The 14,909-nt window shown below is 67.7% G+C and carries 14 protein-coding genes; 7 read left to right on the top strand and 7 right to left on the bottom strand.

Annotated elements, in window-relative coordinates; translation table 11 throughout:
• The first annotated feature begins 22 nt into the window (after window positions 1–22).
• Window positions 23–649: a DivIVA domain-containing protein gene (locus ACVWYS_RS12715; protein ID WP_456507129.1), complete on the top strand. Its 627-nt coding sequence runs from the start codon at window positions 23–25 to the stop codon at window positions 647–649.
• A 25-nt stretch (window positions 650–674) separates the two neighbouring features.
• On the opposite strand, the gene ACVWYS_RS12710 is transcribed toward ACVWYS_RS12715, so the two are convergent.
• From ACVWYS_RS12710 to ACVWYS_RS12695, 4 genes are all read right to left on the bottom strand, one after another.
• Window positions 675–2,147 (bottom strand): sodium/solute symporter, encoded by a 1,473-nt coding sequence (locus tag ACVWYS_RS12710; RefSeq protein ID WP_116768236.1) that lies wholly within the window; start codon window positions 2,145–2,147, stop codon window positions 675–677.
• A 91-nt stretch (window positions 2,148–2,238) separates the two neighbouring features.
• Window positions 2,239–2,613 (bottom strand): hypothetical protein, encoded by a 375-nt coding sequence (locus ACVWYS_RS12705; protein ID WP_456509855.1) that lies wholly within the window; start codon window positions 2,611–2,613, stop codon window positions 2,239–2,241.
• Window positions 2,610–3,329 carry a LytR/AlgR family response regulator transcription factor gene (locus tag ACVWYS_RS12700; RefSeq protein ID WP_456509854.1) on the bottom strand — a complete coding sequence of 240 codons (720 nt, stop codon included), beginning with the start codon at window positions 3,327–3,329 and terminating at the stop codon, window positions 2,610–2,612. Before ACVWYS_RS12700 ends, ACVWYS_RS12705 begins: the two co-directional genes overlap by 4 nt.
• 47 nt (window positions 3,330–3,376) lie before the next feature.
• Window positions 3,377–4,588 (bottom strand): sensor histidine kinase, encoded by a 1,212-nt coding sequence (locus ACVWYS_RS12695; protein WP_091250010.1) that lies wholly within the window; start codon window positions 4,586–4,588, stop codon window positions 3,377–3,379.
• Between the two features lie 251 nt (window positions 4,589–4,839).
• Between ACVWYS_RS12695 and ACVWYS_RS12690 the strand changes: the two genes are divergently transcribed.
• Together ACVWYS_RS12690 and ACVWYS_RS12685 are read left to right on the top strand one after the other, a co-directional pair.
• Entirely contained in the window at window positions 4,840–5,220 is a 381-nt protein-coding gene (locus ACVWYS_RS12690; RefSeq protein WP_116768233.1) for a DUF485 domain-containing protein, read from the top strand.
• Window positions 5,217–6,833 (top strand): solute symporter family protein, encoded by a 1,617-nt coding sequence (locus tag ACVWYS_RS12685; protein ID WP_456509853.1) that lies wholly within the window; start codon window positions 5,217–5,219, stop codon window positions 6,831–6,833. The genes ACVWYS_RS12690 and ACVWYS_RS12685 overlap by 4 nt, the downstream gene beginning before the upstream one ends.
• Window positions 6,834–6,973: 140 nt before the next feature.
• Here ACVWYS_RS12685 and ACVWYS_RS12680 read toward each other — a convergent pair whose 3' ends face one another.
• Window positions 6,974–7,387, bottom strand: coding sequence for a hypothetical protein (locus tag ACVWYS_RS12680; RefSeq protein ID WP_237563540.1), 414 nt, complete (start codon window positions 7,385–7,387; stop codon window positions 6,974–6,976).
• Between the two features lie 631 nt (window positions 7,388–8,018).
• Window positions 8,019–8,492 (bottom strand): Lrp/AsnC family transcriptional regulator, encoded by a 474-nt coding sequence (locus ACVWYS_RS12675; protein ID WP_091249664.1) that lies wholly within the window; start codon window positions 8,490–8,492, stop codon window positions 8,019–8,021.
• 195 nt (window positions 8,493–8,687) lie between these two features.
• Between ACVWYS_RS12675 and pdhA the strand changes: the two genes are divergently transcribed.
• The 3 genes from pdhA to ACVWYS_RS12660 are packed head-to-tail and all read left to right on the top strand — an operon-like array spanning window position 8,688 to window position 12,279.
• Window positions 8,688–9,866, top strand: a complete 1,179-nt coding sequence (pdhA, locus tag ACVWYS_RS12670; protein ID WP_456509852.1) for a pyruvate dehydrogenase (acetyl-transferring) E1 component subunit alpha — start codon at window positions 8,688–8,690, stop codon at window positions 9,864–9,866.
• Window positions 9,866–10,876 carry an alpha-ketoacid dehydrogenase subunit beta gene (locus tag ACVWYS_RS12665; RefSeq protein WP_456509851.1) on the top strand — a complete coding sequence of 337 codons (1,011 nt, stop codon included), beginning with the start codon at window positions 9,866–9,868 and terminating at the stop codon, window positions 10,874–10,876. Before pdhA ends, ACVWYS_RS12665 begins: the two co-directional genes overlap by 1 nt.
• A complete protein-coding gene (locus tag ACVWYS_RS12660; RefSeq protein ID WP_456509850.1) occupies window positions 10,873–12,279 on the top strand; it encodes a dihydrolipoamide acetyltransferase family protein in 1,407 nt (468 codons plus the stop codon). The genes ACVWYS_RS12665 and ACVWYS_RS12660 overlap by 4 nt, the downstream gene beginning before the upstream one ends.
• 176 nt (window positions 12,280–12,455) lie before the next feature.
• On the opposite strand, the gene ACVWYS_RS12655 is transcribed toward ACVWYS_RS12660, so the two are convergent.
• Window positions 12,456–13,145: an SACE_7040 family transcriptional regulator gene (locus ACVWYS_RS12655; RefSeq protein WP_456509849.1), complete on the bottom strand. Its 690-nt coding sequence runs from the start codon at window positions 13,143–13,145 to the stop codon at window positions 12,456–12,458.
• 149 nt (window positions 13,146–13,294) lie between these two features.
• Between ACVWYS_RS12655 and ACVWYS_RS12650 the strand changes: the two genes are divergently transcribed.
• The gene (locus tag ACVWYS_RS12650) at window positions 13,295–14,902 is read left to right on the top strand and encodes a carboxyl transferase domain-containing protein (RefSeq protein ID WP_456509848.1); all 1,608 of its coding nucleotides are present in this window, start codon (window positions 13,295–13,297) and stop codon (window positions 14,900–14,902) included.
• The last annotated feature ends 7 nt before the right edge of the window (window positions 14,903–14,909 follow it).

Raw genomic sequence — 14,909 nt, 5'->3', positions numbered from 1 at the left:
ACCAGCCCTTCCGGCCCCTAGAATGGTGCCGAGCAAACCAGCCGAACGGCATCGAAGGAACAAAGTAACAGTGGACATTCAACGGCAGATTCCTGCGTCTTTTGACCGCGTGCAGCGGAACCAGTACGGCTACAACGCCAAGCAGGTCGACGATTTCCTGCAGCGCGCACGGGTGTCGTTCGAAGCTCCGACGTCGGCCGCACGCGCCATCAAGAGCGCCGACGTCCGCGCTGTCTCCTTCGACCCCGTGAAGGGCGGCTACGCCGCCTCCGGTGTGGATGCCGCGCTGGACCGGCTTGAGGACGCCCTCGCCCGGCTGGAGCGCGATGAGCTGGTGGCCGAACGCGGCGAGGAAGCCTGGCTGCGCGAAATCGGCCGGCTCGCGGGGGTCCTGCGCGGGCGCCTGCACCGCCCGGACGGCCAGCGGTTCCGGCGTCCGTCCAAGCCCAAAGCCCGCAGCTACAACACCACCGACGTTGATGACCTCTGCCACGAGCTGATCGGCTACCTCGAGGAGGACCAGCCGCTGAGCGTGGACAACGTCCGGCGTGCGGTGTTCCGCCCCGCCATAGGCCGGGACGGCTATGAGGAAAGCCAGGTGGACGCGTTCCTGGAACGCGCCGTCGAGCTCATGGCCGCCATCGACTAACCCGCCCCAATGGCCCGACGTCGGATCAGCGTTCCGTCGCGAGCGGCCGTTCCGGGGTGTGCAGCCGGGTCATGACGCGTGTCATGGTCCGCGGCACCCGGCCCTGCGTTGCCCGCGATACCAGCACCATGACGGCGAACGCGACAGGGACGGTCCAGGCGGCGGGCTGCGCCAGCCACGACGGCGTCGCCGCCGCGCCCAGCACCGAACCTGCCACCATCGCGCTGCCGCAGAACACCCCGCCCGTCACCATGCCCGCGATCGCCCCGGCATCCGTCAGCCCCCGCCACCAGATGCCCAGCAGCAGGACCGGGCAGATTGTGGAGGCGGTAAAGGCAAACACCAGACCCACGCTGCCGGCCAGCGCCATCGATTCGGTCATCGACGCGATCCCGAGCGGGACCAGCGCAGAGATGAGTGCGGCCAGCCGGAAGCCCCGCACACTGCCGCCAAACACGTCCTGGCTGATCACGCCCGCCAGCGAGACCACCAGGCCCGACGTCGTCGACAGGAACGCGGCAAACGCCCCGGCCACCACCAGCGCCGACAACAGGTCGCCAGCCATCCCGCCAACCACCCGGCCAGGCAGCAGGAGCACCAGGGCATCGGCCTGGCCGCTTTCGGCGAGGTCGGGAGCCACGACGCGGCCGATCATGCCGTAGGCCGTGGGGAGCAGGTAGAACACCGAGAGCAGGCCCAGGACAATCAGGGTGGTCCGGCGCGCCGACTGCCCGTCCGGATTCGTGTAGAACCGGACCAGTACGTGCGGCAGCCCGAGGGTTCCAAAGAGCAGGGCCACGAGCAGCGAAATGATCTGATACGGGCCCGCGGGAGCCAGTGCCGACGGATTCACGGCGGGGGGCGCCGCGGGGGCGGTTGTGCCGGTGGCGCCCCCCAGCACCAACAGGATGAACACGATGGGCACCGCCAGCGCGGTCAGCTTGAGCCAGTACTGGAAGGCCTGGACAAACGTGACGGAACGCATCCCGCCCGCCACCACGGTGATGCAGACGACGGCGACCACCGCCACGGGTCCCACCCACGCCGGCAGGCCCGTGGTGATCCGGATGGCCAGGGCCGCGCCGTGCAGCTGCGGGACGATGTAGAGCCAGCCGACCACCACCACCACCAGGCTTGTGACCCGGCGGACGGCACTCGAATCAAGACGCGCCTCCGTGAAGTCCGGAATCGTGTAGGCGCCCGAGCGGCGCAGGGGAGCGGCGACGAACAGGAGCAACATCAGGTACCCGGCCGTGTAGCCCACCGGATACCAGAGGGCATCGGTGCCGGAAAGCAGGATGAGCCCGGCGACACCCAGGAAGCTCGCGGCCGAGAGGTACTCCCCGCCGATCGCCGAGGCGTTCCACCACGGCTTGACCGTCCGGGACGCGACGTAGAAGTCCCCGGTGGTGCGCGAGACCTTCAACCCGTAGAAACCGACAACGGCGGTGGCGAGCGTGACAGCGGCGAAGGCGGCCACTCCGACGACGGGGTTCACGTTCCGCCGGCCCGTCCCGGCAGGTGCCCCGCCGCCCGGCCGGTCACCTGCCCCGTCGCCGGCCCCCTCATGCGTCCGGACATGCGTGCCGTCACTTGTCGCCGGCGAGGTCCCGGTAGCGGGCCTCGTTCCTGGCAGCGGTCCGCACGTACAACCAGGCGCTCAGACCAATCACAGGATAGATCCCGGCGCCCAGCAGGACCCAGTCGAAGGGAAGGCCGGCAATGGTGGAGTCTGCCAGGCCCGGGACCAGACCCAGCATGAGCGGAAAGGCCAGCAGGATCAGCAGGAAGCCCAGGGCCACGACGAGCGCCAGCCGGAGCTGGGACCGGATGAGTGAACGGACAAACAGCTGCCCGGCGTCGGACTCTTCCGCCGCTTCGCGCAACGCGGCGGCGGAGCGCCCGCCGGTCAGGACGGCGGTCGGCGTGAGGCTGCGGGGCGCCGTGACGCGGACCCGGGTCATGCCTGCGGCCGGATGCGGGTTGCCTCGAGCTTTTCCCGGACGGGCGGCAGATGCCGGCGGCTGATGGGAAGCTCGGCGCCGGCCACGGTGACGCTGGGCCGCGCGGCGGCGAGCTTCATGTGGCCGACATGGCTCAGTGCGATCAGGTAGGAGCGGTGGATGCGCAGGAATCCGGCGTCGGCCCACTGCTGCTCGAGGTCGGCCAGCGGAACCCGGATGAGGTAGCTCGCGTCCGCGGTGTGCAGCCGGGCGTAGTCGCCCTGCGCCTGGACGTACGTGACGTCCTCCCGCCGGATCATCTTGGTGGTTCCGCCCAGGTCCACCGTGATCATCTCCGGCGCCGGGGCGCCGTCCTTGAGCAGTTCGCTGATGCGGCCGATCGACTTCGCCAGCCGCTCGGCGCGTACGGGCTTAAGAAGATAGTCCACGGCCGCGAGCTCGAACGCCTCCAGCGCGCAGTCCTCGTCTGCGGTCACGAAGACGACTGCGGGCGGACGGGCACTGCGGGAAATGGCCCGGGCAATATCCAGCCCGGACAGCGCCGGCATGTGGATGTCGAGGAAGACGGCGTCGACGTCTTCGGCCGCCAGGGCACGCAAAGCTTCGGCGCCCGAGGAGGCACGGTGGATGGCGCCGATCCGGTCATCCTTGCCGAGCAGGAAGGCCAGTTCCTCAACGGCGGGGAGCTCGTCGTCGGCGACGAGGACGTTAATCATGGCAATAGCCTACTGCCGCAGGCATTTCCGAGAGCCTGGGGCCGGCATCAGGCGTCGTGGCGGGGCTGGGACTTGGGGACGCGCATCGTGATCAGCGTCCCTTCGCCGGGCGCCGTCTCGATCACCAGGCCGTTGTCGTCCCCGTACACCTGCCGCAAGCGGGCGTCGACGTTGCGCAGGCCCACGTGCTCGCCGTCGCTGTGTCCGGCAAGAACAGACCGCAGTTGTTCCGGGTCCATGCCCACGCCGTCGTCCTCGATCGTCACTTCGGCGAATGCGCCGGAGTCGTTCGCCGTGATGGAAATATGGCCCGGGCCCTCTTTGGCTTCAAGGCCGTGCCGGACCGCGTTTTCGACGAGCGGCTGCAGGCTTAGGAAGGGGATCACGGTGCTGAGGACCTCCGGAGCGATCCGCAGGCTTACCTGGACGCGGTCCCCGAAGCGCGCCCGCTCCAGGAGCAGATACCGGTCGATGCAGCGCAGCTCCTCGGCCAGGGTGGTGAAGTCGCCGTGGCGTCGGAAGGAGTAGCGGGTGAAATCGGCGAATTCCACTACGAGCTCCCGCGCACGTTCGGGGTCCGTGTTGATGAAGGACGCGATCGCGTTGAGCGAGTTGTAGATGAAGTGCGGGCTGATCTGGGCGCGCAGGGCCCGGACCTCGGCCTCCATCAGGAGGGTCCGGGAAGCGTCGAGTTCGGCGAGTTCCACCTGGGTGGCCACCCAGTCGGCCACCTCGCCGGTGGCACGGACGAGTCCGGCGCCGGCGGCCGGCGCGAAGGCGGCCACGACACCCACCACCCGGGCGCCGGTCTTGATCGGTGCGATCACGACGGCGCGCTCCACCTCCGGAGCCAGCGTCCCGCCGCCGGCGGCCAGCAACTGGAGTTCACCCGCCGGAATGACAGCGAGGTGGCCGCCGTCGAGCACCTTTGACGCGAGCCCCATCAGGGCCGGCCTGAGTTCCTCGCCGGCACCGTCCCACGCGAGCACACCGGTTGTGTCGGTGATGGCGAGGGCGTCGCAGCCCAGGAGGCCGCGTAGCTGCCGGCTGGCTTTGGCCGCGCCGGCGGGGTTCAGCCCGGTCCGCAGGTACTGGCCGGCACGGGATGCGGCATGCAGCGTCTTGTAGGTGGCGCGCTCTGCATCGGTGCCGAGGTCGCGGAAGGAACGCAGCACCTTGAGTCCGACGGCGACGACCACCGCGATCGCCATGGCGATCACCGCTACGGCGGCGGCGGTGAACAGGGGAGAGTCCGGCATGGTGCTCAGCCTACCGTCGGTCCCGGGCCCGCCGGCGCTGGCCTGCATGGAGGCCAGGGGAGACGACGTCCTGGAGCGTTTGGCTGCCGCTTGGCGCAGCATGGCGACCGTTTGGCTACGCGGACCCCGTCGGCACTGGAAGGTAATGCACGTCACGGTACACAGTGATTGCAGTCACATTGGCCGGAAGGTTGTTCCGAGTAGACCACGGCAGCCGGTGTGGACTCACCAGTCTCAATGAGGAGGAACCGATGGGTCACGACGCCCAAGAAACGGACGCAGCGGCGGCCGTGGACTTCAAGGAAGTCCAGTCGACGACGCAGTTCAAGGAACTGCGCAAACGTCACCGCAGCTTTGTCTTCCCGATGTCCATTGCATTCCTGCTCTGGTACTTCGCCTACGTCCTGCTGGCCGACTATGCGGTGGGATTCATGTCGACCAAGGTCTGGGGCAACATCAACATCGGCCTGATCCTGGGCCTGCTGCAGTTCGTCTCCACCTTCGCCATCACCGGCTGGTACGTCAGCTACTCCAACCGCAAACTGGACCCCATCGCCTCCGAGATCCGCCACGAAATCGAAGGGCATGAATTCGACAAGCACGGCAACCCGGTAGGGGGAACAGCAAAATGACACTCATGGTCCCCGCGGTCAATGTCACCGACCTCAAAGACACCACCCTGCTAAACATGGGCATCTTTGCCGTGTTCGTCGCCATCACCATGGTCATAGTGATCAGGGCCAGCCGTAACAACAAGACGGCTGCCGACTACTACGCGGCCGGCCGTTCCTTCACCGGCCCGCAGAACGGTACGGCGATCGCCGGCGATTACCTCTCCGCGGCGTCCTTCCTGGGCATCACCGGTGCCATTGCCATCAACGGCTACGACGGCTTCATGTACTCGATCGGCTTCCTGGTCGCTTGGCTCGTCGCCTTGCTGCTCGTCGCCGAACTGCTCCGCAATACCGGCAAGTTCACCATGGCCGATGTGCTCTCCTTCCGGCTCAAGCAGCGCCCCGTGCGCATCGCGGCGGCCATCTCAACGCTGGCGGTCTGCTTCTTTTATCTGCTGGCCCAGATGGCCGGTGCCGGCAGCCTGATCTCCCTGCTCCTGGGTATCAGCGACTGGGGCGGACAGGCCCTGGTGATCGTCGTCGTCGGCGCCCTGATGATCATGTACGTCCTGATCGGCGGGATGAAGGGGACCACGTGGGTCCAGATCATCAAGGCCATGCTCCTGATCGCCGGCGCCGCCGTCATGACCTTCTGGGTCCTCGCGATCTACGGCTTCAGCCTGTCCGACCTGCTGGGCGGCGCGGTGGAAACCTCGGGCAACCCGAACATGCTCAACCCGGGACTGCAATACGGCAAGACCGAGACCTCCAAGCTTGACTTCATGTCCCTCGGCCTGGCCCTCGTGCTCGGCACGGCAGCCCTGCCGCACGTGCTCATGCGCTTCTACACGGTTCCGACCGCAAAGGAAGCCCGCAAGTCCGTGGTGTGGTCCATCTGGCTGATCGGCATCTTCTACCTCTTCACCCTGGTGCTCGGTTACGGCGCTGCTGCTCTGGTGGGTGCCGACACCATCAAGGCGGCTCCCGGCGGCGTCAACTCGGCCGCGCCGCTGCTCGCCTTCCACCTCGGCGGCCCGCTACTCCTGGGCTTCATCTCGGCTGTGGCCTTCGCGACCATCCTGGCCGTCGTCGCGGGCCTCACCATCACCGCGGCGGCATCCTTCGCCCATGACATCTACGCCAGCGTCATCGCCAAGGGGAAGGCCGACGCCGACACTGAGGTCAAGGTTGCCCGCCGCACCGTGGTGGTGATCGGCCTGCTGGCGATCGCCGGCGGCATCTTCGCCAATGGACAGAATGTCGCGTTCCTCGTGGCGCTCGCCTTCGCCGTTGCTGCCTCCGCCAATCTTCCGACCATCCTCTACTCGCTGTTCTGGCGCCGGTTCACCACCCAGGGAGCCTTGTGGAGCATGTACGGCGGCCTGTCCGCGGCGATCATCCTGATCGTGCTCTCCCCGGTGGTGTCGGGGTCCAAGACCTCGATGATCCCCGGCGCCAACTTCGCCATCTTCCCGCTGAGTAACCCGGGCATCGTTTCCATCCCGCTCGCGTTCTTCCTTGGCTGGCTCGGCACCGTCCTGGACAAGCGGAAGGAAGACCCTACGAAGCAGGCCGAAATGGAGGTCCGTTCCTTGACCGGCGTGGGGGCCGAAAAGGCCACCAACCACTAGGACCCGCGCCCGACGCGCCCGGCCGGTTCCACAACTCCGGATCCACAGCTCCGGTTCCACAACGAAGGAGCTCACGTGCAGCAGCACGGGAGCTCCTTTGTTGTGGGGCGGCGGGCTGCAGCAGGGAGCGATGACCCGGGTCAGCGCTGCGGCCGCAGCCGGATATTGACCATCTTCAGCTCGTCGCTGCCCTCGAAACGGTAGACCAGCTCCACGCTCTTGGTGTCGCAGTCGATGGAGCCGGCGACATCGGCCGCGTTGGTGCCGTTGCTGGAACTGACTTTGAGGCTTGTGTAGTTTGCCTTGCAGCTGTCGTCCAACCCCAGGCTGTGCACCCCGGCGGCGAACTCTTCCCGTGAAAGCTTCTGCATGAGGGCGGGGTCCAGGTACTTGTCGTAGGCAGTGTCGACGTCGCCGGCGATGATGAGCTTGTTGAAGTCGTCCGCGAGGCCCCGCGCCTGGTTCGTGGTTCCGCCCACCACATTGAGCAGGATGACGACGCCGGCAGCCGCCAGGAGCAGGACACCGCCCACGATCCCCAAGACGATCCACAATGCCTTGTGGCTCTTTTTCGGGGGAGGCTGGGCCGGGCCCCCGTAGAATGGCGGACCGTAGGGCGGGGCGTAGCCGGGCGGCGCGGCGCTGTTCGCGGGAGGGCCGTACGGAGGGCCGTACGGCGGGGCGCCGCTGGCCGGGGCGCCGTACGGCGGGGCGCCGTACGGCTGCTCGTCCGGCGGAACCCCATTGGCGGGAGGACCGTAGGGCGGAGTTCCGGCAGGCGGAGCCGCATAGTACTGAACGGGCGGCTGCCCTGGGGGGGCGGGTGTTTGTTGCTGCGGTGCGGGTGGTGCCGGGTGGCCGACCGCGGGATCATGCCCGGGCTGTGGCGGTACCGGGCGGTGCGATTCCTCGGGACTGCTCACTGTTCAAGCCTTTCCGGCAGTCCAGACATCCACCGCCTGTTGTGCAGGGCCGCGTGCGCGGCCCCAAGGGCTCAAGGGGGACCCAATGGACACAGCCTAGCGCCGCGGCCGCCGACGGCACAGAGCAGGGGCGCAGAACGTCAGCGCGGACCATTAGCCCAGATCAGGTGCCCGGATCAGGTGCCCGGATCAGGTGCCCGGATCAGGCGCACGGAACGGCATTGCGGAGGGCAGCCTCGCCGGGGCCCGGAGATGCAGAAGATCAGGTGTCGGCGGATCCGCGTTCCAGCAGTGGCTGGATCCGGAACGGGATCAGTTCGCCCATTGCCAGGGCCGTATCGGTCCGGTCCACGCCGTCGCAGGCAAGGATCTTGCCGTTGATCCGGAACAGGTCCTCGGCGTCGAGGGCCACCACGCGCAGGAGCAGATCGGCCGAGCCGGTCAGGCCGTAGCCCTCCAGGATTTCCGGAATGCCGGCGAGCTCCACTGCGAGGCTGCCCAGTTTCTGCTGCTGGACATGGACGGAGATGAAAGCCATGAGCGGGTACCCCAGGGACACCGGATTGATGCGCCGCTCGAAGGAGAGGAAAACATGCTTCTTCTCCAGCTGGGCCATCCTGGCCTGCACCGTATTGCGCGATAGTCCGAGCTTCTGGGCCAGGGCCACCACGGTCCGCCGCGGGTCCCGGGCCATGGCCGAAAGCAGGCGGGTGTCCGTGCCATCCAAGGGTTGCATAATGCGCAAGATTAGCACGGTCCGCCGGTGCCAAACAGTGCATAATGCTCAGTATTTTTACGGGTGGTTGTACCCGATGAGCATTGTGAGTAGGGTCACAATTATCCGGGGCAACGGCGCCCGGGCGGCTGGCGCGCCGCGGGATCACGAGTCCTGCGAGCTCCGGTCAGACGACGTCAGAAGGTGCGGACAACTGTGTTTACCGACGACGCGGGCAAGGGCGGTATTTCCGCCGGGGGCCCCGGAAACAGTGAAGATACAACGAGGCGGACGGGCGGCGATCTCGTCCAGCTCATCACTCCCGAGGGTGAGCGCATCAGCCATCCCGAGTTTGATTCCTGGCTCCAGGATGTCAGCGACGAGCAACTTGGCTCGCTCTATGAGGACATGGTGGTCATCCGCCGGATCGATGCCGAGGCCACCGCGCTCCAGCGGCAGGGCGAGCTCGCCCTGTGGCCGCCGCTCCTCGGCCAGGAAGCATCCCAGATCGGCTCGGCCCGCGCACTGCGCGAGGACGACTTTGTCTTCCCCAGCTACCGCGACAACGGGGTGGCCTACTGCCGCGGAGTGAAAGTCGAAGACCTCGTCCGTGCCTGGCGGGGCAACGCCTCCGCCGGCTGGGACCCGTTCACGGTCAACGTGGCCACGCAGCAGATCATCATCGGCGCGCAGAGCCTGCACGCCACCGGCTATGCCATGGGCATCCAGAACGACGGCGCCGACTGCGTCGCGGTGGCCTACTTCGGCGACGGCGCCACGAGCGAGGGCGACGTCAATGAGGCGATGGTCTTCGCCGCAAGCTTCCAGGCGCCGGTCGTCTTCTTCTGCCAGAACAACCACTGGGCCATCTCGGAACCGGTCCGGGTACAGTCCCACATCCAGCTTGCGGACAGGGCTTCCGGCTTCGGCATCCCCAGCATGCGGGTGGACGGAAACGATGTCCTCGCCGTCATGGCCGCCACCCGCATTGCCCTGGACCGTGCGCGGCACGGCGGCGGCCCCACCTTCATTGAGGCCGTCACCTACCGGATGGGCCCGCACACGACGGCGGATGATCCCACCCGCTACCGGGACGCCAACGAGCTCGAGGACTGGGCCGCGAAGGACCCGATCAGCCGGCTGAAATCCCTGCTGGACCGCAAGGGACTGCTGACCGCGGAGCTCGAGGCCGCCGTCGCCGCCAAGGCCGACGCCGTGGCCGCGGAACTCCGTTACGGCACCATCAACATGCCCGAGCCGGCGCCGCTGGATATCTTCAAGCACGTCTACAGCACGCCCAACTCCTGGCTGGACCGCCAGCAGGACCACTACTCCCGCTACCTGGCTTCCTTCGGCGATCCCGCAGAAGCCGCTTCTGAAGAAGGTGCACGCTGATGCCGCAGATGACCTTTGCCCGAGCCATCAATTCGGGCCTGCGCAAGTCCCTCGAAAACGACCCCAAAGTGATCCTGATGGGGGAGGACATCGGCGCCCTCGGCGGTGTCTTCCGCGTCACCGACGGCCTGCAGAAAGACTTCGGCAAGCACCGCGTCGTGGACACGCCGCTCGCGGAGTCCGGCATCATGGGTACCGCCGTCGGCCTGGCCTACCGCGGCTACCGGCCGGTGGTGGAGATCCAGTTCGACGGGTTCATCTACCCGGCGTTCGACCAGATCGTCAGCCAAGTCGCCAAAATGCACTACCGCACCCAGGGTGCGGTCAAGATGCCCATCACCATCCGCGTCCCGTTCGGCGGCGGCATCGGCTCTCCGGAGCACCACTCCGAATCGCCCGAGGCCTACTTCACTCACACCTCGGGGCTGCGCGTCATCAGCGTCTCCAACCCCCAGGATGCCTACACGATGATCCAGCAGGCCATCGCCTCGGATGACCCGGTGCTGTACTTCGAGCCCAAGCGGCGCTACCACGACAAGGGCGAGGTGGACGAGTCGATCGACCTGAACACTGCGCTGTCCATGGAAAAGGCCCGCGTAGTCACGGAGGGCAAGGATGTGACCCTCGTGGCGTACGGTCCGCTGGTCAAGACCGCCCGCGATGCCGCACTGGCGGCCGCCGACGAAGGCATCTCGGTCGAGGTCATCGACCTCCGCTCGCTTGCCCCGCTGGACTTCGCGACCCTGGAGGGCTCGGTCCGCAAAACCGGCCGGCTTGTCATCACGCACGAGGCCGCCCAGTCCGGCGGGCTTGGCGCCGAAGTTGCCGCGAGCATCACCGAGCGCTGCTTCTACCATCTTGAGGCCGCCCCCGTCCGGGTCACCGGCTTCGACGTCCCCTACCCGTACTCGAAGCTGGAAATGCACCATCTGCCGGGCCTGGACAGGATTCTCGACGGCGTCGACCGTGCCCTGGGCCGCCCCAACTCCCTCAGCGGGATGGAAGGATGAGCGCCACCATGATTAAGGAATTCAGGCTCCCGGACCTCGGCGAAGGACTGACGGAATCCGAAATCGTCGCCTGGAAGGTCGCGGTGGGGGACACGGTCACGCTCAACCAGATCATCGCCGAGGTGGAGACGGCCAAGGCCGTCGTCGAACTGCCCTCCCCGTTCGCCGGGGTGGTCGCGGCCCTGCACGAACAGCCCGGCAGCGTCGTCGAGGTCGGCAAACCGATCGTCTCCTTCGAGATAGAGGGCGACGACGGCGGCTCCGGTTCCGACACGGGGGCCGCCAAGCGCGAGCCGAATCTCGTGGGCTACGGCGCCGTGCTCGAAGCTTCCGGCCGGCCCGCCCGCCGCGCCCGCACCTTCGCCGCCCCGGCGGCTGTCCCGGTAGTCGAGGTTGCCTCCGCCGAGACGGTGACGCCCGTCCGGGCAGCCGAACCAGTCCCGCCTGTCCGGGTTGCTGAGCCGGTTGAATCCAAGCCTGTCGAAACCAGGCCGGCCGAGCGTCCGCGGTCCACGCCGCCGGTGCGCAAGCTGGCCAAGGATCTCGGCGTCGACCTCGAAGCCGTCACCGGCACGGGAGAGCACGGGCTCATCACCCGCGAGGATGTCCGGAACTTCGTCGGCGGCGGGGACCTGCCCGCAGCCGCTCAGGAACTGGCCGGCGCGCAGGTTCAGGCCGCCGGGCTCCCCCAGGCCCCGGGCGAGCGGGAAACCCGCACGCCGATCAAGGGCGTGCGGAAGTTCACGGCCGCCGCCATGGTGGCCAGTGCCTTCACCGCACCGCACGTCACGGAGTTCCTGACCGTTGACGTCACCCCCACGATGGAGCTGCTGGCACGCTTGAAGGCCAGCCGCGCCTTCGCCGGGTACAAGCTCACCCCGCTGACACTGGTGTCCAAGGCCGTGCTGATCGCGCTGCGGAACCACCCGACGCTCAACGCCCGGTGGGATGAGGCTAATCAGGAAATCGTCCAGTTCAACTACGTGAACCTGGGCATCGCGGCAGCGACCCCGCGGGGGCTGACGGTTCCGAACATCAAGGACGCGGACCGGATGTCCCTCCTGGACCTCTCCACGGCACTGACCGAGCTGACCGAGACAGCCCGGGCCGGCAAGACCAGCCCCGAAGCCCTCTCCGGCGGGACGATCTCCATCACGAATATCGGCGTCTTCGGCATCGACGCCGGCACGCCCATCCTGAACCCGGGAGAGGCCGCCATCCTGGCCCTGGGCGCGGTCCGGAAGATGCCGTGGGAGTACCAGGACGAGGTCGCCCTGCGCCAGGTCATGACGCTCAGCCTCTCCTTCGACCACCGCCTGGTCGACGGCGAACAGGGCTCGCGCTTCCTCCAGGACCTCGGCACCATGCTGGCCGATCCGGGCATGGTCCTCGCGATGGTCTAAGCACCCCGATCACAGCTGCCGGCTGCCCTTCCCGCCAAGGAGGGGCGCCGGCAGCTCTATTGGGTGCTGGGTTACCGCCGTCCGGGGGCACTTTGGGCGCAAAGTTCGACGTCGGCGCCATAGTTGACGGCGTGTCTGCGCCAAAGTGCCCCCGGAGTGCCGGGGCAGGCGAGCGGTCAGCCGAACGGTTCGGGCGGCGCGGCCGGTGCCAGGAGCGCCGCCAGCGCCATGCTTTCCAGTAGCGGCCTGGCGCGCCGGACCCCCATCCGCCGTCCCGAGCTCCGCACCGAGTGCGGGGTGGAGTTGATCAGGCCGAAGGTGGCATGCGCCCGCATCCGCAGCTCGGCGGCCTCCGTGCCCTCGTGCAGCCCGGCCAGAACGTCCACCCAGAGTTCGACGTAGTTGCGCTGGAGCGTGCGGACCTCGTCCTGGTCCTCGCCGGCAAGGTTGCTAAAGTCCTGGTCCTGGACCCGGATGACGTCGGGATTACTCAGGGCAAAGTCCACATGGAACGCCACGAGGCCGCCCAGCGCCGCCAGGGCGCCGTCGGAGTCGGTAACCACGCGGCGGCCGCCGTCGAGCAGGTCCTGGCTGACGCTGAGCAGCAGCGCGCCGAGGACCGCCTGCTTGCCGGCGAAATGACGGTAGACCGCAGGACCACTGACCCCGGCCGCGGCGCCCAGGTCCTCCAGGGAGACGCGGTTGAACCCTTCAATGGCGAACAGCGTGGCGGCGGCGGACAAGAGGGCCTGGCGTCGGTTCGCCTTGGCCTGGCTCCGCTGCGTTGAAGGGGCAGGCGTTGAAGGGGCTGCGGCGGAGGGGGCGTGAGCCGGCGGCGTTTGGGTAGTCTGGCTGGGCTCGGTCACCGGCGCATCCCCTCGTTGCAGATGGTTCCTGTGTTGGACATCACAGTTAATAGAGACTAACCTAAATTTCAGTTATGCGGCACTAACCGAAATAGTCGGGCGGCTTCTGAAGCCGGTCCGGCACGCAGGTCAGGGAACGGAAGCAGTCAATGGAGACAATCGCCAGCCAGGTGGATGCCACGAGCGCCGCCTTCGCCGCGAACCGCGAGGCCCAGCTGGGGCTGGCCCGCGAGCTTAAGGAACGCCTCGCCACGGCCGCGCTGGGCGGTCCGGTGAAGTCACGGGAGCGCCACGTGGCCCGCGGCAAGCTGCTGCCGCGGGAGCGCATTGACCGGCTGCTCGACGACGGCAGCCCGTTCCTGGAAATCGCCCCGCTCGCGGCCAACGGCATGTACGACGGCGACTCCCCGGGCGCAGGCGTGATTGCCGGGATCGGCCTGGTCCACGGCCGGCAGGTCCTGGTCATTTCGAACGACGCCACGGTCAAGGGCGGCACCTATTACCCGATGACGGTGAAAAAGCACCTCCGGGCGCAGGAAATCGCGCTCGAGAACCGCCTGCCGTGCATCTACCTCGTGGATTCCGGGGGCGCATTCCTGCCCAAACAGGACGAGGTCTTCCCGGACAAGGAGCACTTCGGCCGGATCTTCTTCAACCAGGCGAAGATGTCCGCGGCCCGCATCCCGCAGATCGCCTCCGTCATGGGCTCCTGCACCGCCGGCGGCGCCTACGTGCCGGCGATGAGCGACGAGACGGTGATCGTCCGCAACCAGGGCACCATCTTCCTGGGCGGCCCGCCGCTGGTGAAGGCCGCTATCGGCGAGATCGTCACCGCGGAAGAGCTCGGCGGCGGCGACGTGCACTCGAAGATTTCCGGGGTGACGGACCACCTGGCCGAGAACGATGAGCATGCCCTCCAGATCGTCCGCGACATCGTCTCCACCCTGCCGCGCCCGGCCGCCCCCGTCTGGGACGTCGACGCCGTCGTCGAACCCCTGGCGGACCCGGAGGAGCTCTACGGCGCCGTCCCCACCGACGTCAACGCCCAGTACGACGTCCATGAGGTCATCGCCCGGCTGGTGGACGGCAGCCGCTTCCACGAGTTCAAGAAGAACTACGGCACCACCCTGGTCACCGGCTTCGCGAAGCTGCACGGCCACCCGGTGGGCATCGTGGCCAACAACGGCGTGCTGTTCAGCGAGTCCTCGCTCAAGGGCGCTCACTTCATCGAACTCTGCGACCAGCGCGGCATCCCGCTGATCTTCCTGCAGAACCTCTCCGGCTTCATGGTCGGCAAGGACTACGAGCAGGGCGGCATCGCCAAGAACGGCGCCAAGATGGTCACCGCCGTCGCGACCGCCCGGGTCCCGAAGCTGACCGTGGTGATCGGCGGGTCCTTCGGCGCCGGGAACTATTCGATGTGCGGCCGGGCCTACTCGCCGCGCTTCCTGTGGATGTGGCCGGCGTCGCGGATCTCCGTGATGGGCGGCAACCAGGCCTCCAGCGTGCTCGCCACGGTCAAGCGGGACCAGTACGAGGCCCGCGGCGAGGACTGGTCCGCCGCGGACGAGGAAGCGTTCAAGGCCCCGATCAAACAGCAGTACGAGGACCAGGGCAGCCCCTACTACTCCACCGCCCGCCTCTGGGACGACGGCGTGATCGATCCCGCGGACACCCGCACCGTCCTGGGACTGGCGCTCGACGTCGTCTCCCGCACCCCGCTGCCGGAGACCTCCTTCGGCCTGTTCCGGATGTGAGCCAGCA

The organism is Arthrobacter sp. TE12231 (assembly GCF_054062895.1).
Note: the sequence above shows the minus strand (reverse complement) of the source record. Positions and strands in the feature narration are given on the sequence as shown.

Excerpts from the sequence above, each read along its gene's own strand:
- ACVWYS_RS12715 (WP_456507129.1), top strand. The coding sequence starts at position 23 with ATGGTGCCGAGCAAACCAGCCGAACGGCATCGAAGGAACAAAGTAACA.
- ACVWYS_RS12705 (WP_456509855.1), bottom strand. The coding sequence starts at position 2,613 with ATGACCCGGGTCCGCGTCACGGCGCCCCGCAGCCTCACGCCGACCGCC.
- ACVWYS_RS12700 (WP_456509854.1), bottom strand. The coding sequence starts at position 3,329 with ATGATTAACGTCCTCGTCGCCGACGACGAGCTCCCCGCCGTTGAGGAA.
- ACVWYS_RS12695 (WP_091250010.1), bottom strand. The coding sequence starts at position 4,588 with ATGCCGGACTCTCCCCTGTTCACCGCCGCCGCCGTAGCGGTGATCGCC.
- ACVWYS_RS12690 (WP_116768233.1), top strand. The coding sequence starts at position 4,840 with ATGGGTCACGACGCCCAAGAAACGGACGCAGCGGCGGCCGTGGACTTC.
- ACVWYS_RS12685 (WP_456509853.1), top strand. The coding sequence starts at position 5,217 with ATGACACTCATGGTCCCCGCGGTCAATGTCACCGACCTCAAAGACACC.
- ACVWYS_RS12675 (WP_091249664.1), bottom strand. The coding sequence starts at position 8,492 with ATGCAACCCTTGGATGGCACGGACACCCGCCTGCTTTCGGCCATGGCC.
- ACVWYS_RS12665 (WP_456509851.1), top strand. The coding sequence starts at position 9,866 with ATGCCGCAGATGACCTTTGCCCGAGCCATCAATTCGGGCCTGCGCAAG.
- ACVWYS_RS12660 (WP_456509850.1), top strand. The coding sequence starts at position 10,873 with ATGAGCGCCACCATGATTAAGGAATTCAGGCTCCCGGACCTCGGCGAA.
- ACVWYS_RS12650 (WP_456509848.1), top strand. The coding sequence starts at position 13,295 with ATGGAGACAATCGCCAGCCAGGTGGATGCCACGAGCGCCGCCTTCGCC.